At 31.7% G+C, this 24,640-nt stretch carries 17 protein-coding genes and 1 tRNA gene; 9 read left to right on the plus strand and 9 right to left on the minus strand.

Going from position 1 to position 24,640, the window contains the following annotated elements; all coding sequences use genetic code 11:
- Nucleotides 1–112: 112 nt before the first annotated feature.
- Entirely contained in the window at nucleotides 113–799 is a 687-nt protein-coding gene (locus EGM88_RS03405) for a DUF4294 domain-containing protein (RefSeq protein WP_123896569.1), read from the minus strand.
- Between the two features lie 125 nt (nucleotides 800–924).
- Between EGM88_RS03405 and EGM88_RS03410 the strand changes: the two genes are divergently transcribed.
- The 6 genes from EGM88_RS03410 (at nucleotide 925) to EGM88_RS03435 (ending at nucleotide 8,247) form a co-directional block, all read left to right on the plus strand.
- Nucleotides 925–2,013 carry a M42 family metallopeptidase gene (locus EGM88_RS03410; protein ID WP_123896570.1) on the plus strand — a complete coding sequence of 363 codons (1,089 nt, stop codon included), beginning with the start codon at nucleotides 925–927 and terminating at the stop codon, nucleotides 2,011–2,013.
- 91 nt (nucleotides 2,014–2,104) lie between these two features.
- Nucleotides 2,105–4,021, plus strand: coding sequence for a DUF294 nucleotidyltransferase-like domain-containing protein (locus tag EGM88_RS03415; protein WP_123896571.1), 1,917 nt, complete (start codon nucleotides 2,105–2,107; stop codon nucleotides 4,019–4,021).
- On the plus strand, nucleotides 4,021–4,671 hold the full coding sequence (locus tag EGM88_RS03420) for a 3'-5' exonuclease (RefSeq protein ID WP_123896572.1): 651 nt from the start codon (nucleotides 4,021–4,023) through the stop codon (nucleotides 4,669–4,671). Before EGM88_RS03415 ends, EGM88_RS03420 begins: the two co-directional genes overlap by 1 nt.
- A 29-nt stretch (nucleotides 4,672–4,700) precedes the next feature.
- The gene (locus EGM88_RS03425) at nucleotides 4,701–5,189 is read left to right on the plus strand and encodes an acetyl-CoA carboxylase biotin carboxyl carrier protein subunit (RefSeq protein WP_123896573.1); all 489 of its coding nucleotides are present in this window, start codon (nucleotides 4,701–4,703) and stop codon (nucleotides 5,187–5,189) included.
- Nucleotides 5,190–5,260: 71 nt separating this feature from the next.
- A complete protein-coding gene (gene accC, locus EGM88_RS03430; RefSeq protein WP_123896574.1) occupies nucleotides 5,261–6,700 on the plus strand; it encodes an acetyl-CoA carboxylase biotin carboxylase subunit in 1,440 nt (479 codons plus the stop codon).
- Nucleotides 6,701–6,705: 5 nt separating this feature from the next.
- On the plus strand, nucleotides 6,706–8,247 hold the full coding sequence (locus EGM88_RS03435; RefSeq protein WP_123896575.1) for an acyl-CoA carboxylase subunit beta: 1,542 nt from the start codon (nucleotides 6,706–6,708) through the stop codon (nucleotides 8,245–8,247).
- Nucleotides 8,248–8,328: 81 nt separating this feature from the next.
- On the opposite strand, the gene ppdK is transcribed toward EGM88_RS03435, so the two are convergent.
- From ppdK to EGM88_RS03450, 3 genes are all read right to left on the minus strand, one after another.
- A complete protein-coding gene (gene ppdK / locus EGM88_RS03440; RefSeq protein WP_123896576.1) occupies nucleotides 8,329–11,058 on the minus strand; it encodes a pyruvate, phosphate dikinase in 2,730 nt (909 codons plus the stop codon).
- Between the two features lie 142 nt (nucleotides 11,059–11,200).
- On the minus strand, nucleotides 11,201–11,764 hold the full coding sequence (locus EGM88_RS03445) for a hypothetical protein (RefSeq protein ID WP_123896577.1): 564 nt from the start codon (nucleotides 11,762–11,764) through the stop codon (nucleotides 11,201–11,203).
- Between the two features lie 159 nt (nucleotides 11,765–11,923).
- Nucleotides 11,924–13,840, minus strand: coding sequence for an ABC-F family ATP-binding cassette domain-containing protein (locus tag EGM88_RS03450; protein WP_123896578.1), 1,917 nt, complete (start codon nucleotides 13,838–13,840; stop codon nucleotides 11,924–11,926).
- A 69-nt stretch (nucleotides 13,841–13,909) separates the two neighbouring features.
- Here EGM88_RS03450 and EGM88_RS03455 point away from each other — a divergent pair, with 69 nt between their 5' ends.
- Entirely contained in the window at nucleotides 13,910–14,308 is a 399-nt protein-coding gene (locus EGM88_RS03455; RefSeq protein WP_123896579.1) for a DUF983 domain-containing protein, read from the plus strand.
- Between the two features lie 4 nt (nucleotides 14,309–14,312).
- Here EGM88_RS03455 and EGM88_RS03460 read toward each other — a convergent pair whose 3' ends face one another.
- From EGM88_RS03460 to EGM88_RS03480, 5 genes are all read right to left on the minus strand, one after another.
- Entirely contained in the window at nucleotides 14,313–15,500 is a 1,188-nt protein-coding gene (locus EGM88_RS03460) for an exo-beta-N-acetylmuramidase NamZ family protein (RefSeq protein WP_123896580.1), read from the minus strand.
- Nucleotides 15,501–15,601: 101 nt separating this feature from the next.
- The gene (locus EGM88_RS03465; protein WP_123896581.1) at nucleotides 15,602–16,948 is read right to left on the minus strand and encodes a RagB/SusD family nutrient uptake outer membrane protein; all 1,347 of its coding nucleotides are present in this window, start codon (nucleotides 16,946–16,948) and stop codon (nucleotides 15,602–15,604) included.
- A gap of 10 nt (nucleotides 16,949–16,958) precedes the next feature.
- Entirely contained in the window at nucleotides 16,959–19,928 is a 2,970-nt protein-coding gene (locus EGM88_RS03470) for a SusC/RagA family TonB-linked outer membrane protein (protein WP_123896582.1), read from the minus strand.
- Nucleotides 19,929–20,059: 131 nt separating this feature from the next.
- Nucleotides 20,060–21,400 carry an OmpP1/FadL family transporter gene (locus EGM88_RS03475; protein WP_123896583.1) on the minus strand — a complete coding sequence of 447 codons (1,341 nt, stop codon included), beginning with the start codon at nucleotides 21,398–21,400 and terminating at the stop codon, nucleotides 20,060–20,062.
- A 17-nt stretch (nucleotides 21,401–21,417) separates the two neighbouring features.
- Nucleotides 21,418–22,767, minus strand: a complete 1,350-nt coding sequence (locus tag EGM88_RS03480; protein WP_123896584.1) for a hypothetical protein — start codon at nucleotides 22,765–22,767, stop codon at nucleotides 21,418–21,420.
- Between the two features lie 102 nt (nucleotides 22,768–22,869).
- Here EGM88_RS03480 and proS point away from each other — a divergent pair, with 102 nt between their 5' ends.
- Nucleotides 22,870–24,345, plus strand: a complete 1,476-nt coding sequence (proS, locus tag EGM88_RS03485) for a proline--tRNA ligase (protein ID WP_123896585.1) — start codon at nucleotides 22,870–22,872, stop codon at nucleotides 24,343–24,345.
- 184 nt (nucleotides 24,346–24,529) lie between these two features.
- A tRNA-Glu gene (locus EGM88_RS03490) sits at nucleotides 24,530–24,601 on the plus strand.
- Nucleotides 24,602–24,640 lie beyond the last annotated feature (39 nt).

Genomic DNA, 24,640 nt, shown 5'->3' on the forward strand with positions numbered 1-24,640 from the left:
TATTTAAACCAATTAATCATAAGTCTTGTAGTCTTAATTTATTAAATGACGCTAACAACTCAGGTTGTTAAAAAAAGTACATTTATTGAGCAAACAATGCTTAAAACTAAACCTATTTATCTCTATTATTAATCACTTCAACGATATCAATATCTTTATATTTAGGTACTAAATCCAAATAATCAATCTTTAATCTAGCTTCTTGTCTTTCAAGATTACCTTGTATAAATGACCGTTGTAAAATATCTTCAATTAAAAAATCAATTGCTTTACTTTCTGGATGATATTCACTTTTTAACGATAATTTAAAAAGTCCTGCCGTAGAATTATACCAAAATGCGTTCCAACCACTACGGTATTCTTTTATTAATTCAAACGTAGTTAATCCTGTTTGACGATGAATTAATTTAATAAGTATTCTCCCTTCTGTACGCGTCATTTTTTTAAGTTTCTCTGCAAACTCATCTTCCATGTAATTCTGCATTTTTTTTATATGCTTTTTCCGTTTACGTTTTGACCTAATTTTTTTTAACTGTTCATTTAATTGTAACAACCTTTCAGCAGCTAGTTTTGCATAAGGATAAGCATTGTGCACTTTTTTCCAATACCAATAATAATAACGTTGCTCTTTAGTTGAATTAAATTTTAGTTTACTTAACACAATTACATCATCTAGAGTAAACATTATAGAATCTCCTTCAATCAATATTTTATCTCCAATAATTGTGTCTTTTTTTACAGATTGAGCTTCTATTAATGAAGATGATAAAAAAAGTAATATGATAAAAAAGTGCTTCATTGTAAATATATAACAGACATACAGCTAAAATCATTCCAAAATTACATGTTTCAAACAATTACATTTAAAATATAAACGTTAATTTTGAGATAAAATATTTTTAAAGTAAAAACTAAAATAAGATTATGGCGAAAAGTAGTATTCTCACAAAAAAATCAATAACATTTCTAGAAAAATATTTAAATAATGCATCACCTACTGGTTATGAATGGGATGGTCAAAAAATATGGATGGATTATCTAAAACCATATGTAGACGAATTTATTACCGACACCTATGGCACCGCAGTTGGCGTTATAAACCCAAAAGCAAAATATAAAGTAGTTATAGAAGGCCATGCTGATGAAATTTCATGGTATGTAAATTATATTTCAGATAATGGATTAATCTATGTGGTACGTAATGGTGGTTCTGATCATCAAATTGCACCAAGTAAAGTTGTAAATATTCATACTAAAAAAGGTATAGTAAAAGGTGTATTTGGATGGCCTGCAATACATACCAGAAATAAATCAAAAGAAGAAGCCCCAAAACCAGAAAATATTTTTATTGATTGTGGTTGTAAAACAAAAGATGAAGTAGAAAAATTAGGTGTTCATGTAGGTTGTGTTATTACGTATCCTGATGAATTTCACATCTTAAACAAAGACAACTTTGTTTGTAGAGCGTTAGATAATAGAATGGGTGGCTTTATGATTGCTGAAGTAGCAAGACTTTTAAAAGAAAATAAAAAAGAATTACCTTTTGGTTTGTATTTAGTTAACTCTGTTCAAGAAGAAATAGGCTTACGAGGTGCTCAAATGATTGCAGAAAGAATTAAACCTAATGCTGCAATTGTAACTGATGTAACTCATGACACTACCACTCCAATGATTGATAAAAAAATTCAGGGACATTGTGAAACAGGTAAAGGTCCTGTTATTGCATACGCACCAGCTGTACAACAAAAATTACGTGATTTAATAACTGAAACTGCTGAAAAGCAAAAAATTCCTTTCCAAAGAGCAGCCTTATCTCGTGCTACTGGTACCGACACCGATGCCTTTGCATACAGTAACAGCGGTGTAGCAAGTGCTTTAATTTCTTTACCTTTACGTTATATGCACACTACTGTAGAGATGGTTCATAAAGATGATGTAGAAAATGTTATAAAATTAATTTATGAGTCTTTACTGCAAATAAAAGATGGTGAAACTTTTAGTTATTTTGATTAACATATTAGCTATATAATTCAAATAAAACTGAGGCTACATCATAACAATTATGGTGTAGCCTTTATTAATAATTGCAATATTAAATAAGTAAATGAAGAATTCAATAGCCGAAAGAATATATGATTTTATAAAAAGATTTCCTCCCTTTGATTTGTTGAAGGATGAAAAATTAGAACAAATATCTAAAGAAGTTAAAATAATTTATCTAGAAAAAGGGAAAATTGTTTTTAACGTAAACGAAGCTTACCACGATCATTTTTATATGGTTAGAAATGGAGCTATCGGTCTTCATAGAATTAAAGGAGATAAAAATGAAATGATAGATATTTGTGACAGCGGTGATATTTTTGGTTTACGTGCATTACTAGCTCAAGAAAATTATACATTAAAGGCTTCTGCCAATGAAGAATCTATTATCTACGGCATTCCTATCAATGTTTTTCAGCAAGCCTCTGAAAACAATAAAAAAATAAATAAATATTTAATTACCACTTTTGCATCAAATGCATTTACCCCTTATACTCAAGAGCAAAGTGATGAAATTTTTAATGATTATATACCCAATAACAATCAAGATATTCAAAACTTAAAAACAGCAAATTACACTAAAAAACCCATAATTTGTCAAGAAGATGCCACTGTAAAAGAAGCCGCCATATTAATGAGTAAACACGGTATTAGTTGTATAGTTATTGTAAATCAAAAAAAGCATCCTATAGGTATTATTACAAATAGTGATTTAAAACATAAAATTGCTACAGGAAAGTTTTCTATTGAAAATAGTGTTAAAAATATTATGTCTCATCCTGTGGTTGCCTGTAATAAAAAAATTACTGTTGCTGAAGCACAATTGCAGATGATTAAGTTCAATATTGGACACTTATGTGTTACCAAAGATGGCACTTACAACACCCCTTTAGTTGGTGTTTTAACACGACATGACATTGTACTGTCTATAGGCAATAACCCTTCAGTTTTATTAAAAGAAATAAAAAGAGCTAATAGAACTAAAAGTTTAAGAAATGTTAGAGCTAAAGCTCACAATTTATTAAAAGCTTATTTAGATCAGAATATTCCAATACGTCATATCTGTAAAATTATTTCTGAACTTAATGATGCTATTACATTTCGGGTTATTGAAAATGCCATTAAAAAAATGGAAACTCCCCCTCCTGTAGAATTTTCATGGCTGGCATTAGGTAGCCAAGGTAGAAAAGAGCAATTGCTATATTCTGATCAAGATAGTGCCCTAATTTTTCAAGATGTACCAGAAGATAAATATGACGAAACACAAGCCTATTTTTTAAAATTAGCAGGACATATTACTAAATCTTTACATAAAATAGGGTACGAATACTGTACTGCAGAAATGATGGCTAGCAACCCCGAATGGTGTATGTCATATTCTAATTGGAAAGCTCAATTTGAAAATTGGATTGTAAACCCAGATAACAAGGCCATTCTTTTATCTTCTATCTTTTTTGATTTTAGTAGAATTTATGGTAATAAAACATTAGTAAATAATTTAACCGACAGTATTTTTAATTCGTTAGAACAATCATCACATTTGTTATCGTTATTGGCTAAAGATATTTTACAGAGCCCTCCGCCTCTTGGATTTTTTAAACAAATGGTATTAGAGAAAAATGGGAAATATGAAGATTTTTTCAATATTAAAGTTAGAGCATTAATGCCATTAATTGATGCTGCCAGATTACTCATTTTAACTCATAAAATAAAAAATATAAATAATACAGCCTTGCGTTATGAAAAACTTAGTGAGCTAGAACCAGAAAATAAAGAATTGTACGATTCTTGCTCCTATGCTTTTAAGGCATTACTAAAATTTAAAACCAAACAAGGTATTGCAAATAACGATTCTGGTAAGTTTATTAATTTAGAAACCTTAAATAAAGAAGAAAAATTGAAACTTAAACGCTGTTTTAAACCCATTAGAGAAATCCAAGATTTATTAAAATATCGTTTTAAAATTATAAATTTATCATAATGTTTAAATGGTTATTTAAAAGAAAGAATTATCCTGATTCTTACAAAACGTACTTAGCCGGATTTAAAAAGGATGAAAAAAAATTATTATCAGAAACTCGGTTTGTAGTTTTTGATACCGAAACAACAGGTTTTGACAAAATTGAAGATAGAATTTTATCTATTGGGGCAATTTCAGTTTTAAACAATACAATAAATGTTTCTGATAGTTTTGAAATATACCTTAAACAAGACGTATTTAAATCAGAATCAGTAAAAATACATGGTATTCTAAAAGGAGGAAATTTAGAAAAGGTATCTGAAAAAGAAGCCATTGAAAAATTTTTAGATTATATAAAAAATGATGTCTTAGTTGGACATCATGTTGGATTTGATATGGCTATGGTAGATCGTATGATGCGTAGAAATAATTTAGGAAAATTAAAAAATCTCTGTTTAGATACTGGTGTACTTTTTAAAATGTCTAAACATTTAGTCTATCAAGAAAATTTAAAAAATTATAGTTTAGACGATTTATGTGAAGAGTTAAAAATAGAAAAAGTAGATCGGCATACCGCCACTGGTGATGCTTTAATTACTGCTATCGCTTTTCAAAAAATATTAGCAAGGCTAAATAAAAACAAAAACTTAAAATTAAAAGATTTATTATAGCTTTGAAAAATCCTTAATTAACAAATTCTATGAGCAACACTTATAAAGTTATAGTTAACGATACTGAAGAGTTTAATATCAGTAATAAAGATATTATATCTCTTAATGTTATTGAAAATGATACTAATAAATATCATTTGCTTGATTGTAGCAAACCATATCATATTGAAATTTTAGAATCTAATTTTAACAAAAAACAATATGTTATCATAGTTAATCGCAACAAATACGAAGTAGCAATTAATGATAATTTAGATCAATTAATTAAAGAGATGGGATTCTCTTCCAGCTCAACAAAGAATGTAGATTATATAAAAGCACCGATGCCTGGTTTAATTTTGGAAGTTAATGTAAAAGCAGGTCAAGAAGTTAAAGAAAATGATCCGTTACTTATACTAGAAGCTATGAAAATGGAAAACATAATAACTTCACCACGTAAAGGAACTATTAAGTCGGTTACTGCTGTTAAGGGAAACACCGTAGAAAAAGGAAATATGTTAATAGAATTTGAATCATAATAAGCCCCTAAAAAAATATACTACCAAACTTTAAAATTATTAATCTTTATGATTGGTAAAAATTTAAGCAAATGAAAAAAATACTAATAGCCAATAGAGGAGAAATTGCAATAAGAGTAATGAAAACCGCACAAAAAATGGGTATAAAAACAGTTGCGGTTTACTCAACAGCTGATAGACATGCCCCACATGTTGAATTTGCAGATGAAGCCGTATGTATTGGCCAACCTCCTTCGAATGAATCGTATTTACGGGGTGATAAAATTATTGAAGTTGCAAAAAATTTAAACGTAGATGCCATACATCCTGGATATGGTTTTTTAAGTGAAAATGCTGAATTTGCTGAACAATGTGAAAAAAACAATATCACTTTTATTGGACCAAAGAGCAAAGCTATTAAAATGATGGGTGATAAATTGGCTGCAAAAGATGCCGTTAAAAATTATGATATCCCTATGGTTCCTGGTATTGATCGTGCAATATCTGATCCTGAAGAAGCTATTAAAATTGCTAAAAAAATAGGGTTTCCAATACTTATAAAAGCTGCTGCTGGTGGTGGAGGTAAAGGAATGCGAATTGTAGAAAAAGAAAATGAATTAAATGAACAAATGAATAGAGCCATAAGCGAAGCTACTTCAGCTTTTGGTAATGGTGCTGTTTTTATAGAAAAATACATTAGCTCACCAAGACATATTGAAATACAAGTGATGTGTGACAGTCATGGAAATAACATTCATTTATTTGAACGAGAATGTAGTATTCAACGTCGGCATCAAAAGGTAATTGAAGAGGCTCCATCCACCGTTTTATCTACTGAACTTCGTGGAATTATAGGGCAAGCCGCTATAAATGTTGCTAAAGCTTGTAACTATGTTGGTGCTGGAACAGTAGAATTTTTAGTTGACGCTGATAATAATTTTTACTTTCTTGAAATGAACACCAGATTACAAGTAGAACATCCTGTTACCGAACTAATTACAGGTTTAGATTTGGTTGAACTGCAAATACGTGTTGCTCGAGGAGAAGAATTACCCATAAAACAATTTGATGTAAATATTAATGGACATGCTTTAGAATTAAGAATTTATGCCGAAGATCCTTTACACAACTTTTTGCCAAGTGTGGGTACGTTAGAAACATATAATTTACCATCTGGAAAAAATATTCGTGTTGACAATGGGTATAAACAAGGAATGGATGTTCCTATATATTACGATCCTATGTTAGCAAAACTAATCACTTATGGCAAAACACGTGAAGAATCTATTGCTTTAATGATTAGAGCTATTGAAAACTATCAAATAGAAGGAATTGAAACTACATTATCTTTTGGTAAGTTTGTTTGTAAACACGAAGCTTTCCGTTCTGGAAATTTTGACACACTTTTTGTAAAAAAGCATTACGCTCCTGAGGCCTTAAAAGAAAGTGTTGAACATGAAGCTAAAATTGCAGCATTAATTGCTGTAAAAAAATATGTAGAAGATCAAAAGACATTAAGACTTCCAAACTAATTACTATGGATAAAAAATCAAAAAAGTTAAAAGAAAAGATTGTCCAAGCACATTTAGGTGGTGGTCAAAAACGAATTGAACAACAACATCAAAAGAAAAAACTAACAGCAAGAGAACGCATTAATTTCTTACTTGACGAAGGTTCTTTTGAAGAAATGGGCATGTTAGTTACCCATAGAACCACAGATTTTAACATGCAAAAACAACAGTTTCTTGGTGATGGTGTTGTAACTGGTTATGGTACTATTGATGGTAGATTGGTATATGTTTTTGCTCAAGATTTTACTGTTTTTGGAGGTTCATTATCAGAAACACATGCAGAAAAAATATGTAAAGTAATGGATGCCGCCCTAAAAGTTGGTGTACCATGTATTGGTTTAAATGATTCTGGTGGAGCTAGAATTCAAGAAGGAGTTCGATCTTTAGGTGGTTATGCTGATATTTTCTATAGAAATGTACAATCATCAGGTGTTATCCCTCAAATCTCAGCCATTATGGGACCCTGTGCCGGTGGAGCGGTGTATTCACCTGCAATGACCGACTTTACATTTATGGTAGAAAACACGAGTTATATGTTTGTGACAGGTCCAAATGTTGTAAAAACAGTTACAAACGAAGAAGTTACTAGTGAAGAACTGGGTGGAGCTTCTGCACACTCCACAAAATCTGGTGTTGCTCATATCACTTCTGCAAATGATTTTGAATGCCTTAAAGACATTAAAAAACTTTTAAGTTACCTGCCTCAAAACAATAAAGAAATCACCAAAAAGCTACCATATTCCTTTCGTGATGAAATTAGAGATGAACTAGAAAATATTGTCCCAGATAATGCGAATAAGCCCTACGATATGCATAAGGTTATTACTGGCATTATCGATAATGATTCTTTTTTTGAAATTCATAAAGATTATGCTGAAAATATAATTGTAGGTTTTGCCCGCTTAGGAGGTAGAAGTATAGGTATTATTGCAAACCAACCTTTATTTTTAGCTGGTGTATTAGATGTAAATAGTTCTAAAAAAGCTGCTAGATTTGCTCGTTTTTGTGATTGTTTTAATATTTCTTTATTAGTACTGGTAGATGTTCCAGGATTTTTACCAGGAACAGATCAAGAGTGGAACGGCATTATTGTAAATGGTGCGAAATTACTTTATGCTTTAAGTGAAGCTACAGTACCAAGAGTGACTTTAATTACCAGAAAAGCCTATGGCGGAGCTTATGATGTAATGAACTCTAAACATATTGGTGCAGACATGAATTTTGCATGGCCAAGTGCAGAAATTGCGGTTATGGGAGCAAAAGGTGCTAGTGAAATAATTTTTAAAAAAGAAATTAAAGTAGCTGATAATCCGGAAGAAAAATTAGCAGAAAAAGAAAAGGAATATGCAGAAAAATTTGCAAATCCTTTTAGAGCAGCTGAGCGTGGATTTATTGACGAAGTAATTTTACCAAAAGATACACGCAGAAAATTACTAAAAGCATTTAGTATGTTAGAAAATAAAGAAGTGCATAAACCCGATAGAAAGCATGGAAATATTCCACTATAATCGGAAATATATTTTTATAATCAATAAAAAAAACCCAAAGTAAAAATTACTTTGGGTTCTTTATTTTAAAATTTAAATAAATTATTTATTTGACTTAATTGCTGCTTGAGCGGCCGCTAATCTTGCAATTGGAACACGATACGGAGAACAACTTACGTAGTTCATACCTGTTTCATAACAAAATTCAACAGAGCTAGGCTCACCACCATGCTCACCACAAATTCCAACTTTTAAATTCTCTTTGGTACTTCTTCCTCTTTGAGTTCCTAATTGTACCAATTGGCCAACACCATCTCTATCTAATACTTCAAAAGGATCTACTTTTAAAATTCCTCTCTTTAAATAAATTGGTAAAAACTTACCAGCATCATCACGTGAATAACCAAAGGTCATTTGAGTTAAATCATTAGTACCAAAAGAGAAGAAATCTGCTTTTTCAGCAATTTTATCTGCTAATAATGCAGCTCTTGGAATCTCAATCATGGTACCAACCAAATACTTAACAGTAGCTCCTCTTTCTTCAAAAACTTCATTAGCAGTAGCTCTAATCACAGCTTCTTGATTTTCAAACTCAGCAACTGTACCAATTAAAGGTATCATAATTTCAGGAATAGTTTCTATACCTCTTTCTTTTAGATTTAATGCCGCTTCAAGAATTGCTCTAGTTTGCATTTCTGTAATCTCAGGATACGTTATACCTAATCTACAACCACGATGACCTAACATTGGGTTAAACTCTTCCAATTCAGAAACTTTACTTTTTACGGCTTCTAATGTAATATGCATTTCTTCTGCTAAATCTTTTTGAGTTGCCAATTGATGAGGCACAAACTCATGTAAAGGTGGGTCTAACAACCTAACAGTTACAGGAAGACCTTGCATTGCTTCAAAGATACCTTCAAAATCTTCTCTTTGCATTGGCAGCAATTCTTTTAAAGCTTCTTTTCTACCTTTTACGGTATCTGCAAGAATCATTTCTCGCATAGCTTTAATTCTATCAACTTCAAAAAACATATGTTCCGTTCTGGTCAAACCAATACCTTGTGCTCCAAAACTTCTTGCCACTTTTGCATCTTTAGGAGAATCTGCATTAGTTCTAACTTGCATAGAACTGAATTTGTCAGCTAACTTCATTATTTCAGCAAACTCACCACTTAAATCAGGTTCAACAGTTGCTACTTTACCTTCAATTATATTACCTGTAGAACCATTTAAAGACAACCAATCACCTTCGTGAAACTCTTTACCATCTACAACTAATGTTCTTTTTTTATAGTCAATTTTTAAGGCACCAGCTCCTGAAACACAACATTTACCCATTCCTCTGGCTACTACGGCAGCATGAGAAGTCATACCTCCTCTTGCTGTTAAAATTCCTTTCGCAATATTCATACCCTCTAAATCTTCTGGAGAAGTTTCTATTCGTACCAAAATACTGCTTTTGTATTTATCTGCCTCATCTGCAAAGAATACAATTTTACCAGTAGCTGCACCTGGAGATGCTGGCAATCCTTGAGCAATTACATTAGAAGATTTTAATGCTTTAGGATCGAAAACAGGATGTAATAATTCATCTAATTTATTTGGTTCTATAGACATTACAGCCTCTTCTTCACTGATTAACCCTTCATCTAAAAGATCTTTTGCAATTTTTACCATGGCTGCACCAGTACGCTTACCATTCCGTGTTTGCAATATCCAAAGTTTACCTTCTTGTATGGTAAACTCCATATCTTGCATATCTCTATAATGTTTCTCTAATTTATCTTGATATTCATTCAATTCATTAAATATAGCTGGCATTAATTCTTCTAAAGAAGGATACTTTTCTGCTCTTTCATCTTCTTCTATTTTAGCCAATTCTGCCCAACGTTTAGAGCCAATTTTAGTAATTTGTTGTGGAGTTCTTACACCAGCTACAACATCTTCTCCTTGAGCATTGATTAGGTATTCTCCGTTAAACATATTTTCCCCGGTACCCGCATCTCTCGTAAAACAAACACCAGTACCTGAATTGTCACCCATATTACCATAAACCATAGCTTGTACGTTCACCGCTGTACCCCAATCGGCAGGATAACCATTCATATTTCTATAATAAACAGCTCTATCTCCATTCCAACTATTAAACACTGCCATTACCGCACCCCAAAGTTGATCCCAAGGATCTGTAGGAAAATCATGACCTGTACGTTTTTTTACCGCATCTTTAAAATCATATACCAAATCTTTTAAATCTTGAATAGAAAACTCAGTATCTAATTCAATGTCTCTTTTTTCTTTGAGGTGTTCCATAATTTCCTCAAAAGGATCTATATCTTCTTTTGATTCTGGTTTCATTCCTAAAACTACGCCTCCATACATTTGAATAAATCTTCGGTAAGAATCCCAAGCAAAACGCTCATTTTTTGTTTTTTCTGCCAATCCTAAAACAACATCATCATTTAATCCTAAATTTAATACAGTGTCCATCATACCAGGCATAGAAACTCTAGCTCCAGATCGTACGGAAATTAATAGAGGATTATCTTTATCGCCAAATTTGGCATTCATAATTTGTTCAATATTCTCTATGGCAGCTTCTACATCTCCCTTTATCATTTGAACTACAGCTTCTCGTCCTAGTTCATTATATTCAGTACATACTTCTGTTGTAATTGTAAATCCAGGAGGTACAGGAATCCCTATTTTACTCATCTCTGCTAAATTAGCTCCTTTTCCACCTAATAAATTCCGCATTGTGCTATCACCATCTGCAACTTTATTTCCAAACTTGTAAACTCTTGTCTTTACTTCTTGTGCTATTTCCATAATTTTGAAGTGTTTATTTAATTATTATCTTCAAAAGTAAAAAGGAAAAGAATTTTATTAAATGATATTTATCATCTCAATATGAAACTTTTGTTACATTCTGTTTTTTTAATTTCTGTAAAATGGAAAATTGTTTGATAAATTATAATTTATAAGATATTTTTAACATCAAAATTCTAGGCAACACAAATGTACTTTGGTCGCTTATCAAAAAGTCTGAAAAAAAATTTTCTTTTCTAAATTGATTGTTGAAAAGGTTTGTAATTTCAAATTCAAAACCCCAAGGACTATCTTCTTTTCGATAAAAAAGCGAAGCATTTGCAACGTCGAATTTGTTTTTAAAATCCGCATCTTCATTTTGATAATTAAACCTTGAATAATCTGCTTTTAAAGTAAAGTCTTTTAAAAAATCATAATCAAGATTAATAAAAAACTCATTATTCTTAAATTTTGAATTTGAAAAATTACTTACGTAATTAGATGGAGAATATTCATACCCTATTTCAAAATTCGGAGCTTTTTTAAAAAATGTTCTTACTTTACCGAGTAGCGATGCACTTTTTGAAGTATTTTTTGAAGTATTGGAGTTAACTATTTGAAAGAATTCATTATACGTTCCAGATGCGACTAACCCATATTTAATTTGATTTATTTTCTTACTTAAACTAAATTTACCTGAAATATTATTTTCGGGTATTGCAAACATTTTTAACGTGGAAAACTGATCAATACCTTTTAATTCTGTGGTGTTTTTAACGCTTTTTATTTTTCTATTGTATATTACTTTGGCGTTAAAATCCAGTCCACGAGTTAATTTGAATTTATTATAATTGAGTGCGTAAGTGTGATATTTCTCGTAAGATAACTACCCCTCCAACAACTCATGTAAACTTTCCCATTCTTCCATTAATTGCTCTATTTTATCTTTTTTTGCTTGATATTTTTTAAAGAAATCTGGTTGACTGGTTACTTTTTCATACTGACTTTCGTCGGCTAGTTTTTTATCTATTTGAGCTACCTCTCTTTCTAAATCGGCAATTTCAGTTTCAATTTTAGAGAGTTTATTTTGTATTTTTTTTAGTTCCTTATCTTTTAGATAATCATTTTTAGAAGTACTTTTTGAACCAGCTACTTTTATTTCTTCTTTGGTTCGTTTTTCGACCTCTCGTAAATTTTCTAAGTTATGTTCTTCTAAATAATAATCAATATCTCCTAAATACTCCTTAATATGACCATCTTTAAATTCATAAACGGTTTTGGTTAACCCTTGAAGAAAATCTCTATCATGAGATACTATTATTAGAGTTCCTTCGAAATTTTGAAGTGCTTGTTTCAATACATTTTTTGAGGCAATATCTAAGTGATTGGTAGGCTCATCCATTACCAATACATTAAATGGAGAAAGTAACATTTTACATAAAGCCAAACGGTTACGCTCACCACCAGAAAGTACTTTCACTTTCTTTTCCACATCATCTCCTCCAAATAAAAATGCACCTAACATATCACGTACTTTTACACGATTGCCATCATTAGAAGCATCTTCCATAGTTTGCAACACTGTTTTTTCTCCATCAAGGTATTCCGCTTGATTTTGAGCAAAATAGCCTATTTGAACATTATGCCCTAATTTTAGATCTCCTTGGTAAGGAATTTCACCTACTATCATTTTTGCCAATGTAGATTTTCCTTGTCCATTCTGACCAACAAATGCAATCTTGCTATTCCTCTCTATCAATAAATTTACATTATTAAGTACTTGATTATCTCCATAATGTTTAGCCACATTTTTAGCTTCTACCACTATTTTTCCTGGATGAACCGACATCGGAAATCGCACTTTCATTACAGCATTATCATCTACATCAACCTCAATTCGCTCAACTTTATTTAGTTTTTTAATTAACGATTGTGCCATAGAGGCTTTATTTGCTTTAGCTCTAAATTTCTCAATCAATTGCTCTGTACGTTCAATTTCTTTCTCTTGATTTTTTTGAGCTTGCAATTGCTTTTCTTTCAATTCTTTTCGCTGCACTAAATATTTAGAATATGGATATTTATAATCATAAATCTTACCCAAAGAAATTTCAATAGTACGGTTGGTTACATTATCTAAAAACATTTTATCGTGCGAAACCAACATAATAGCTCCAGGATACCCTTTTAAAAACTCTTCTAACCAAATAATAGACTCTATATCCAAGTGATTTGTAGGCTCATCTAATAATAAAATATCATTATTTTGAAGAAGAAGCTTTGCCAGTTCAATACGCATTCTCCATCCCCCAGAAAACGTATCTGTTAGTTTATTAAAGTCTTGACGTTTAAAACCTAACCCTTGTAATATTTTCTCAGTATCTCCCTGATAACTATATCCTCCAATCAGTTCAAAACGATGCGTTAAATCACTTAAATCTACCATTAATTGATGGTAACCTTCACTTTCGTAATCGGTTCTTTCAACCAACGCTTGGTTTACTTCTTCTAATTTTTTTTCTATTTCTTTTATTTCAGTAAAAGCTTCATAGGCTTCTTCTAATACTGTTCTTCCAAAAACGAAATCTATATCTTGTTTTAAAAAGCCAATTTTTAGATTTTTTTCTAAAGCTAGTGTTCCTGTGTCATACTCTTGTTCTTTAGAAATTACCTTTAGCAAGGTAGATTTTCCTGCTCCGTTTTTCCCTACAAGTCCTACTCTATCTCCACCTACCAACTTAAAGGTTATGCCAGAAAACAAATCTTCTCCAGAAAAAGAAACAGTTATATTATGTGCATTAAGCATCTTTTGTTACAATTATGAATTTATAATATTTTACATTTGCAAAAGTATCATTTATATTTAACAATAAATATGTTTGGAAAGGGAAGTAAAATTTACAGTATAGTTACCAATAAATGTCCAAGATGCCATGAAGGTGCATTTTTTGAAGATAATAATCCTTTACACTTAAAAAAGGTATTAAAAATGAACCCTAATTGCCCTAATTGCGGACTTAAATACGAAATAGAGCCTTCATTTTTTTATGGGGCCATGTATGTTTCTTATGCTTTAACTGTAGGCATGTCTATTATAACTTTTATAATATTATATTTTATTGGCTTGGATTTAATGACCATTTTTATAAGTATTTTTGTATTACTTGTATTGTTTACACCGTTAACCTTACGATTAGCAAGATTAATTTATGCCAATATTTTTATCCACTATGATAAAGATGTTAAAGCTTTAAGAGAGCCTAAACAGTTATAATCACTTAATATATTTTAATTTGATTGAGTTGCTCTTTATAGTCTTTTAAATGTTCAAAAGTATCTAGTTTTTCTAAAGGTTCATTATTCACTACCCAATGCCTTAATTTATCAGAACCATTGATAATATCAATAGGTTGATGGATATAATCATACTCATATGGAGGTTGTTTCCATTGAAAATTGTCGCCTAAATAATGATAAATTTCTCGCATTAAAAGTTGACCTACTCTCCAAGGTTTAAATAAAGATTTATCTGTTACATGTATTTGAAAACCACCACAAACGATATCTGCTTGTTTTTGAAAGGTTGGGAGAAACGTTATTGGTCTAATGGCAAACCCTTTTAAATTAGAATTTTTTATACAATTTGATAAATGAGATGTAAAAAAAGAATAGGGTTCTATTTTTGGATGTCCAACAATTTCTAATGATTGTGTAGTTCCTCTTCCTTCACTTAAAAGCGTCCCTTCAAAAAGAACTGTTGTAGGAAAAGTAAAAGCACTTTCAGAACGAGGCAAATTTGGAGAAGGTAAAAGCCAAGGTAACTTTGTATCTTCATAATACATTTCTCGTTTCCAATATTGCATTTTAATTACCTCTAAATTAGCTTTCTTTTTTGCCCAAAATTTTTGATGCATTAAGGCTACTTCTCCAATAGTCATTGCATGTCTTACTGGGATAGGATGTCGCCCTATAAATGACTCAAATTCCATATCTAAAATATTGCCTTCAATAGCTACTCCGTTTAGTGGATTAGGTCTATCAAGTACAACAATTTGAATATCTCTATTTGCACATTTTTCTAAAATAAGAGTAAGAGTATAAATGTAGGTATACATTCGGCAACCTACATCTTGTAAATCAACAAATAAATGATCTATCCCTTCAAGCATTTCATCAGTAGGTATTCTCGTTTCTGAATAAAGAGAATATACAGGAATATTAAAATAAGGATGAATAAAATGATCAGTTTCAATCATATTATCTTGAGCATCGGTAGAAAAACCATGTTGTGGCCCGAATAACTTAATAAATCGAGACTGAAAAATTTCTTGAAATTTTAATGCAGCTGGTATATATGTTGAATCTATAGAAGCATTATGACATAATAAAGCCACATTACCTGTATATTTTTCTTGAAGTGTTTTGTCTTGTATTAAAACATCCAGACCTGTTAAAACTGGTTTCATATTAATGTTGATTTGAGTTTAAATTTACTATAAAAAAAGCGTATTTAAAATACAAAAATTCATCTTAAATACGCTTTTCTGTTATTTAATTAAAATTAATTTTAGATAACTGGATCGGCTGGAGTATTAGGATTATTTTCTCGCTCTATAAACGGATAGGGATAAAAATTTCTATTTCTCTCATTGGTAGTATTTGTTTCCATAGGAACAACAAAGTCAGGATGAAATCTTCTACTATCTTCTAACCGCATACCTGTTAAAAACATTTCAATACATCTATTTTTATAAATTTCTTCTAAAATATCTGTTTTACTAGATTCATTACCAGTCCAAGCCCCAAGATTTGCATTAACACCTAAAGGATCATTATTTTTTTGTCTCACTAAATTTAATTGAATAACCGCTTTATCAAGTTGATCTGTTCTGGCATAAGCTTCTGCCTTATTCAACATCATTTCCCCCGGAAGATAAATAGGTATTGGAGTGGTACCCGTTTCAAAAAAACCAAGCATCTCACTTAGAGGTTGACCTCCTGCATCTGCATTAGCATTTCCTGCAGCAGCTCCTAAGTAAAAGCTCACACGACCATCTCCTGCTTCTGGAATATACGCTCCTTGTAATCCAAAATTTGATTGAGGATTTAAATCATCAGAATTCACCGTTCTATTCCAAATAGGGTTCTGATTGTTAGCATCATAAACCCACATTGAATTTACTGTACTTGTAGAGTTTAAAACAGCATCAGCAGCAGAAATAGATTCTGTGTAATTTCCTGCAATCAATTGATATCTAGACAAAAAAGCATTTATCGTTTTTAGCATATCAAAATTAGACCAAAGTACTTTTGATTCAAATTCTTGTGACATTGGCGAAGTAGTAAGACCGTCACGGGCATCTTCTAATAACCTTATACATTCAGCCAAAACAGTAGCTCTATCACTGAAAGGGGCTGCACCATCTGCAGCATTGTTAATTGGAGCTTGCTCGTACATTTGAATCATATAACCCAAACTCATTGCCTTAAACAAATTACCATAAGCAATAAGTCCACTTCTTGTACCGCTTGTTAGTTCAACATTATTTGCCCCTTCAATTAATGATTCTGCCATTCCTTTTGTTTTGAGCAAACTAACCCAAGGATTAGTAATACCTCCACTTTCTGAAGGTAATTCTGCCCCACCTCTTGCTAGTTCATTTATATTTAAAAAAGTATTGGTAACTCCTAATTCTCTAGTTGTTATTCCAGGAGCTTCTATTACTTGTCTTAAAGTTGCTGTAGAATAATATTGTCTAATACCTATGCTTAATGCAAAAAGACCTTCTTTTGTTCCTAATACAACCTCTTCACTAGGGTTATTAGGATTATCAAATTCCGTTTCACATCCAGTAAATAAAAAGCTGGTAATTAGTAAAACGATTAAAAATTTATATGTTTTTGAATTTTTCATCTTTTATATATTAAAATGTTGCTGTTAGTCCTATCTTTATTACTCTTGGTATTGGGGTTAATCCCATTACTCCTCCTCTAGATCCATTACTTTGACCATCCATATTTACTTCAGGATCATAACTTGAAAAGTTGTCAAAAGATAATAAGTTACGACCAGTCAATGTAAATTTTACATTATCAATGCCTTTTAAAGGATCTTTTAATAAATAAGAAGCTGATAGCTCTCTTAATTTCACATAAGAACCATCTTCTATATAAGATTCTGCTATACCAAACTTAGCTGCTCCTGTACCTCTAACACTTTCGCCTCTTAACTCACTAGCAGTTTGAGGTCCTCCTCCAAAACGATAATACATTCTAGTATCCCAACTTAATACATCAACACCTTGTACTGCATCTAACTGCATTCTAAATGAGAAATTTTTAAACGTAACTTCATTTATTAAGGAGGCAATAAAATCAGGATTAGGGTCACCTATTACTTTACTTAAATTAGCTCCACTAGGTTGTCCGGAAGCATCTCTTTCTGGAATAGGATTACCATTTGAATCATATGATCCTTTTTCTCTTTGAGGAAGCCCTCCTGGAGTTAGCAATAAGCTACCATCATCATTTCTTGCATAATATCCTTGATAAAATACACCAAGTGGTTGTCCGTTTTTAGCCACTGAAAAACCAAAATTACCAATTGAAAATTGTTCCCCTTCTATATTATTCACTTCATTTTCATTAGTAGAAAAAGTTCCTGTTACAGACCAAGTAAAATCTCCAGATTGGACAGGTGTTGCAGTTAACAACGCTTCAAATCCTTTATTTTTCATTGTTCCAATATTTTCAATTCTAGAACCTGCTCCTGTAGATGGAGATAATGTTCTAGCCAATAAAAGATCTTCAATATCTTGGCTATAATATGTTAACTCAATTCCTAGTCTATTTTTAAACAAGCTTAAGTCTAATCCAAATTCTAATTCTGTTTGTCTTTCTGGTTTTAAATCTGGATTTCCAAGTTGTGTTGGGGAAATTAAACCTGAGCTACCATCAATACTTACAGCACCGTAATTTGAAAGTCGATCAAAAGGACCAATTGCTGTTAGGTTTCCTGCTTGCCCCCAAGCCGCTCTAATTTTAAAACTATCAAAAATACTTCCTAAACTATTTTGCCAAAAATCTTCTTGCGAAAGTAAATAAGACATACTCGCTTTTGGGTAGAATTGATTTCTTTCATCTGCACCAAATACCGACGAGCCATCTAATCTCAATGCTCCTGTTACAAATAATTTATTATCAAAACCAAATGTTTGTTGTACAAAACCACCCCAAAATGTTCTTTGACTTCTGTTTTCATTCGTTGAAATTGTAGCAGCTCCATCTGTAGTTTTTACCCCCAATGCTAAGCCTGTAGCTGAAATAGCTCTTACTTCTGTATCATCTGATTGCCATGAGAAACCTGCTGTAGTTGTAGATTCAAATTTATCACTAATATCTGTAATAAAAGATGCATTTAAGTCACTATTAACTTGTTTAGTAGTAATAGTAGATGTACTAGCACTACCTAATGCAACTGTATTGGTTCCAATAGGAACGTATGTTGTACCTGTAGACTCAGCACTATCATAACCTAAGGTATAATTTACGCTTAAGCCCTCAACTGGATTTAAGTTAAGTTGCAAATCACTAATCATCCTATTATTTTTTTGTTGGAATTCAAAAGTTTCAATGTATTCCAAAATATTTGGATAAAAAGTCAAATTCGGATAATTACCTTCCGCATCTTTAGAAGGGTCTATTTTATTATCAGCAAATAAAATGGTTGGCAAAATTCCAAAACCATAACCTCCACTTGGTGTATCATTACTATTGCTCGTAGAAAAATAAGTTCCAATTGAGGCAGAAGCCCAATCATTAATATCTTGATTAATTCTTATCCTCCCTCCTATTCTTTCAAAATCAGTTCCTTTCATTATCCCTTCATTTTGTAAATAAGAAAGAGATGCAAAATAATTAGTTTTTTCCATTCCACCTGCAATGGAAACATAGTTATCTGTACCAACTGAGTTTTGAAAAACCATATCCTGATAATCATATCTTGTCACTGGCACCTTAGTTAAGTCTGTAATATCACTTGATGCCCAATCAAACGGTTCTTCGTTAAAATCTCGTTTTTTTCGTAATGAATTAAAATTAAGGCTGGTTGACAATGTAATTACAGGTTCTCCTGTTTTTCCTTTTTTAGTGAAAATTTGAACCACACCATTACTTGCTCTTGATCCATATATTGCTGCTGCTGCTGCACCTTTTATTACCTCAATTCTATCAATATCTTGAGGGTTAATATCAGACAATCTATTTTGAACCACACCTGTTACCCCCAAAACGTTGGTTGAATTGTTGTTTACTATAACACCATCTATAATGTATAATGGGTCTGAACTTCCATTAACAGTACTCGCACTCCTTAAACGAACACTAATACCACCTGCTGGATCTCCAGAATTTTGTGAAACTTGTATACCCGCTAATTTTCCAGAAAGTGCACCTGTAACATCTAAAGAAGCTGATTCTGCAACATCTAAACCACTAACAGAAGATATTACATTTCCAATTTGTTTTTTAGCAGTTAAAGCTCCAACACCTGTAATTACAACTTCATCTAAGCCTAAAATATCGGCTTCCATTACTACGTCAATAACTATTTCAGACTGAGATTCATAATTAAAAGGAATTTCTTTCGTAGAATAACCAATAGATCTAAAGACTAGTATGTTACTACCTTCATTTAAATTAGCTTGAAGGGTATACTTTCCAGAAAAATCTGTAACCGCACCCTTAGCGGTATTTTTAATTTGGACTGTTACTCCAGGAATGGTCTCTCCAAAGTCGTCCGTTACTGTTCCTGTAATAGATATTGATTGTGCAACTATAAATTGCATAAACAATAGCATTAGGATTGATAAAACTAATTTGTTTGTTTTTTTCATTTTGAGTTAGTATTTTATATTAGTTAGACCAAATATATAAAACTAAACTCGAACATTATTAGTTATTAACATAAAAAAGCCTAAGTAAAACTACCTAGGCTTTTAACGTATTAAAACTCTAAATAATTTATTTACAAACCAATTACCAAAGTTGCTGTAAACTTTCCTTGATCAACATCTAACTCAGCCGGATTTGAGTATTCTGCAAATCCATAAACCCCAGTATTTGTAGATTTTTGATATGCTAAATCTAATTTAATGCTTCTACTAAAACTAAAACCTGTACCAAGAGAAAATCCTTGAACATTATCGCTATCAATAGCATCTTCAAAAGGACTTTCTTTATAAAAATAACCTCCTCGTAAACTAAATATTTTACCAAAACGCCATTCTCCACCTATTCTTAACTCTGACGTATTTTTTAAATCACTGTTAAAACTTCTATTAGTATCAGAAAAATCACTGTTGGGTTTTAATTTAGTTTTTGTATAATTTTTATAAGTATAATCTAAACTTAATAATCCGTCTTTTCCAAATAGATATGCAATACTTCCTGTTGCTTTTGCTGGTGTTACTAAATCATATTCATAAATATTTAAATCAGAAAACTCAGTATACAATCTAGAATTATTACTTACTTTTATTTCTAAATCATCACGATACTCTTCTGTAAGATTATACCAAGTTGGTGTTTGAAGTGCTAGTCCTAAACGTAATTCTTGAATAGGTTTAGCAATAAAACCTACATTTAACCCTACACCTTGGCCATAAGTATACAATTCTTGCAAAAATGAAGCATCAAGTAAATTTCCATTTCCGTCATTACTTGACTCTTCAAACAATCCTTTTTGGAAATGATCTATTTTGTGTGAAACCAACGATAACCCAAAACTGAAATTATTATCATATTCTGCAGCAAAAGATACTGTAAACTTAGTATTTTCACCCGAGGTATAACTTCCAAAAAAATGCCCATCAATATTATCATAATAAACATCATCTAAATAAGGATCTCCATCAAACTCTGTTAATCCATCACTTACCCCATTTACCTCAAATTCATTTTCATAATCTTTTACCAATGCATAATTGAAACCAATTGCAAATTTTGTCCAGTTTGAACCGTTATAAGGTTTAAATACTAAAACTCCACCCGCTTGTACCAAATTTAAAAAATTATCAGAATAATCTGTTGTAGTACCATAATAATTAGTTGAAATATCAGTATTTCTATACCCTAAGGTAATTGCTCCTTGTGAATTTGAAAAAACTGCCAATCCAGCAGGGTTAATATCCGAAGCAGACATATCTCCTCCTAAACTACCAAAAGCTCCACTCATAGCATTAAACCGTGCTGTTCCATTAATATCTTCATCAGAAAATAATACTGCTCCATCAAAATTACTTATAACTTGAGCATTAATTACTACAGAGGATAATAATCCTCCTATTAAAAATAGAATTTTTTTCATAATAATTTTATTGAATTTTATTGACGTCTAGAGCTACTTCTGGATACACTACTGCTTCTAGATGGACTACTGCTTCTAGAAACACTACTGCTTCTAGACACACTGCTTCTAGATGAACTGCTACTTCTTGAAACATTGCTTTTTGAAACACTACGACTCCTAGTTGGACTAGTAGTTCTTGTTGATACTCGTGCTGGAGATAAATTTTTTGATCTAATTACATTTGGAGAACTGCTTCTATTTACAGCATTTCTACTAACCACTCTTACACGTCTTTGAGCACTTGAATTTCTATTAACAGTACCTACAACGCTCCTATTTAAAGCAGCAGAAGAAGAAGAACGTCTAATAAGAGAACTTTGACTTCTAAAAGCTGTTGGCGAATCATTATTTCCGCGTCTAACCGCACTAGAGCTTCTTCTAACCCCACTTGAACTTCTCACTCCTGAATTGTTTGTTGGAGTACTGCTTCTTCTTATTGTTGAATTTTGACTCGGAGTAGTAGAACTAGACCTTCTAATGTTTGTATTAGTACGTCTCACACCTGTACTTGTTCTAGGTGAAGTAGTGGTTCTTCTCACTGAAGAATTTCCCCTTATATTATCTGAGCTTCTTCTAATACTCTCTGTACTTTTTGAAATTACAGACCTTCTAGTAGTAGTTCCTTGAATTCGTCGAGCTGCATCATTAGTAGCTATAGAAGATCTTCTACTATAAGCATTCCTATTTGCTAATCTACTTGTACTATAAGCATATCTTCTTCCATATGTGTAATTACCTCTATAAAAATTAGTATTGTAATAATAAGGATTGTGATATCTATACCTATAATAAGGCATATACCTATAAGGATTATAAAAAGGAGAGTAAAAACCTCCATGTCTATAATAAGGACGGTAATAACCTCCAAAATACCCCTCATATCCATACCCATAATAACTATCATAGTAAGGATAATAACTATATCCATAAAAATATGGATTGTAAAAACCATCCCAACCAAAACCATTATAAATAGTTACAGAAACATCATCTGTGTACTCCCATGGAGAACCTCCTTCAACATAACTACCGTCTTCATAATACTCTATATTGTCTTCATACCCATAGTCATCAATATCTGTAATAATATCATCTTCTGTGATATCGCTATACCTTTCGGCCTCTCGTTTGAAGTACTCTTGATATTTATTACTTCCAGGTCGAGCTTCTTCTACTACAACTTGTCTTTCATTATCTTCAGAAGCGTATATGCCATCATCATTATAAGTACCTTGATAGGTTCCGCAAGAGGACAAACCCAACAGCACTGTTACTGTAAAAGTAAGATAGGCTATTTTTTTGCTGATATTATATTTATTTTCCATATTCGCTTAATTTAATGGTACTAAATTACAAAATAGTTTTAGTTTTGTAATCTAATTATTTCGTATTATTTACATTACAATATTTATGCCAAAACCCAATATATGAGCAAAAACTTAACAAAACGAAGCGAGGATTATTCTAAATGGTATAATGAACTAGTTATTAAGGCCGACTTAGCCGAAATGTCTGGTGTTAGAGGTTGTATGGTAATAAAACCATATGGATATGCAATCTGGGAAAAAATGCAGAGTGAACTAGATAGAATGTTTAAAGAAACTGGACATGAAAATGCTTATTTTCCTATTTTTATTCCTAAATCTTATTTTAGTAAAGAAGCTAGTCATGTGGATGGATTTGCTAAAGAATGTGCCGTTGTAACTCATTACAGATTAAAAAACGCTGAAGATGGAAGTGGTATTGTTGTTGATGAAGATGCAAAACTAGAAGAAGAATTAATTGTTAGACCAACTTCTGAAACAATAATTTGGGATACCTATAGAAAATGGGTACAATCCTATAGAGACTTACCCATATTAGTAAATCAATGGGCCAATGTTGTACGTTGGGAAATGCGTACTCGATTATTTTTACGTACTGCTGAATTCTTATGGCAAGAAGGTCATACTGCACATGCCACCAAAAAAGAAGCCATTACTGAAGCTGAACAAATGCAAAATGTATACGCTAATTTTGCTGAAAACTTCATGGCCATGCCCGTAATTAAAGGTACAAAAACCGAAACTGAAAGGTTTGCAGGTGCATTAGAAACTTATACTATTGAAGCCCTAATGCAAGATGGAAAAGCATTACAAGCTGGAACATCTCACTTTTTGGGGCAAAATTTTGCAAAAGCTTTTGATGTTAAATTTACCTCTAAAGAAGGAAAATTAGAACATGTTTGGGCTACATCATGGGGTGTATCTACTCGATTAATGGGTGCATTGGTTATGACACACTCAGATGATAAAGGATTGGTTTTACCTCCAAATTTAGCACCAATACAAGTTGTAATTGTACCTATATATAAAGGAGAAGAACAACTTCAAATGATTTCTGAAAAAGCAAATCAGATAATGAATGAGCTCAGAATTAAAGGTATTTCTGTTAAATTTGATAATAGAGATACGCATAAACCAGGATGGAAATTTGCCGAATACGAATTAAAAGGTGTTCCACTTAGAATTGCAATGGGACCACGAGATATGGAAAACGGTACCGTTGAATTGGCTAGAAGAGATACCTTGACTAAAGAAATAGTAAAACAAGAAGAATTAGTTACTACTATTGAAAGTTTATTAATAGAAATACAACAGAGTCTTTACAATAAGGCCAAAGACTATAGAGATCAACACATCACTAAAGTAGATACATTTGAAGAATTTAAAAGTGTTTTAAATGATAAAGGAGGGTTTATATCTGCTCATTGGGATGGCACCGCTGAAACTGAAAATAAAATAAAAGACTTAACTAAAGCTACAATTAGATGCATTCCCATAGATTCAATTGAAGAAGAGGGAATTTGTGTTTTTAGTGGAAAACCATCCTCAAAGAGGGTTCTATTTGCAAAAGCATACTAGTTTAACTCTGATTATGAATGTGTTAAAAGTTCTTTTTCTAATAGAAACAACATATATTTTATGCAATTCATTTCTATTAATTTTTGATACTTTAAAAAAAAATGTCACTTTTTTTAAAAAGAACTTGCAGAGTTCAAAAAATGTATTATTTTTGCACTCGCTTTACAAGATAAAAGAGCACAATGGTCCGTTCGTCTAGGGGTTAGGACGCCAGGTTTTCATCCTGGTAACAGGGGTTCGATTCCCCTACGGACTACAAAAAGTTTAATCTAATAGGATTAAATAATTTATCAGA

The organism is Aureibaculum marinum (assembly GCF_003813905.1).
GTDB classification, from domain to species: Bacteria; Bacteroidota; Bacteroidia; order Flavobacteriales; family Flavobacteriaceae; genus Aureibaculum; species Aureibaculum marinum.

What these genes read in the sequence shown, in the direction of transcription:
- EGM88_RS03405 (WP_123896569.1), bottom strand. Translation starts at nt 799, where the DNA reads ATGAAGCACTTTTTTATCATATTACTTTTTTTATCATCTTCATTAATA.
- EGM88_RS03410 (WP_123896570.1), top strand. Translation starts at nt 925, where the DNA reads ATGGCGAAAAGTAGTATTCTCACAAAAAAATCAATAACATTTCTAGAA.
- EGM88_RS03415 (WP_123896571.1), top strand. Translation starts at nt 2,105, where the DNA reads ATGAAGAATTCAATAGCCGAAAGAATATATGATTTTATAAAAAGATTT.
- EGM88_RS03420 (WP_123896572.1), top strand. Translation starts at nt 4,021, where the DNA reads ATGTTTAAATGGTTATTTAAAAGAAAGAATTATCCTGATTCTTACAAA.
- EGM88_RS03425 (WP_123896573.1), top strand. Translation starts at nt 4,701, where the DNA reads ATGAGCAACACTTATAAAGTTATAGTTAACGATACTGAAGAGTTTAAT.
- accC (WP_123896574.1), top strand. Translation starts at nt 5,261, where the DNA reads ATGAAAAAAATACTAATAGCCAATAGAGGAGAAATTGCAATAAGAGTA.
- EGM88_RS03435 (WP_123896575.1), top strand. Translation starts at nt 6,706, where the DNA reads ATGGATAAAAAATCAAAAAAGTTAAAAGAAAAGATTGTCCAAGCACAT.
- ppdK (WP_123896576.1), bottom strand. Translation starts at nt 11,058, where the DNA reads ATGGAAATAGCACAAGAAGTAAAGACAAGAGTTTACAAGTTTGGAAAT.
- EGM88_RS03445 (WP_123896577.1), bottom strand. Translation starts at nt 11,764, where the DNA reads ATGTTTGCAATACCCGAAAATAATATTTCAGGTAAATTTAGTTTAAGT.
- EGM88_RS03450 (WP_123896578.1), bottom strand. Translation starts at nt 13,840, where the DNA reads ATGCTTAATGCACATAATATAACTGTTTCTTTTTCTGGAGAAGATTTG.
- EGM88_RS03455 (WP_123896579.1), top strand. Translation starts at nt 13,910, where the DNA reads ATGTTTGGAAAGGGAAGTAAAATTTACAGTATAGTTACCAATAAATGT.
- EGM88_RS03460 (WP_123896580.1), bottom strand. Translation starts at nt 15,500, where the DNA reads ATGAAACCAGTTTTAACAGGTCTGGATGTTTTAATACAAGACAAAACA.
- EGM88_RS03465 (WP_123896581.1), bottom strand. Translation starts at nt 16,948, where the DNA reads ATGAAAAATTCAAAAACATATAAATTTTTAATCGTTTTACTAATTACC.
- EGM88_RS03470 (WP_123896582.1), bottom strand. Translation starts at nt 19,928, where the DNA reads ATGAAAAAAACAAACAAATTAGTTTTATCAATCCTAATGCTATTGTTT.
- EGM88_RS03475 (WP_123896583.1), bottom strand. Translation starts at nt 21,400, where the DNA reads ATGAAAAAAATTCTATTTTTAATAGGAGGATTATTATCCTCTGTAGTA.
- EGM88_RS03480 (WP_123896584.1), bottom strand. Translation starts at nt 22,767, where the DNA reads ATGGAAAATAAATATAATATCAGCAAAAAAATAGCCTATCTTACTTTT.
- proS (WP_123896585.1), top strand. Translation starts at nt 22,870, where the DNA reads ATGAGCAAAAACTTAACAAAACGAAGCGAGGATTATTCTAAATGGTAT.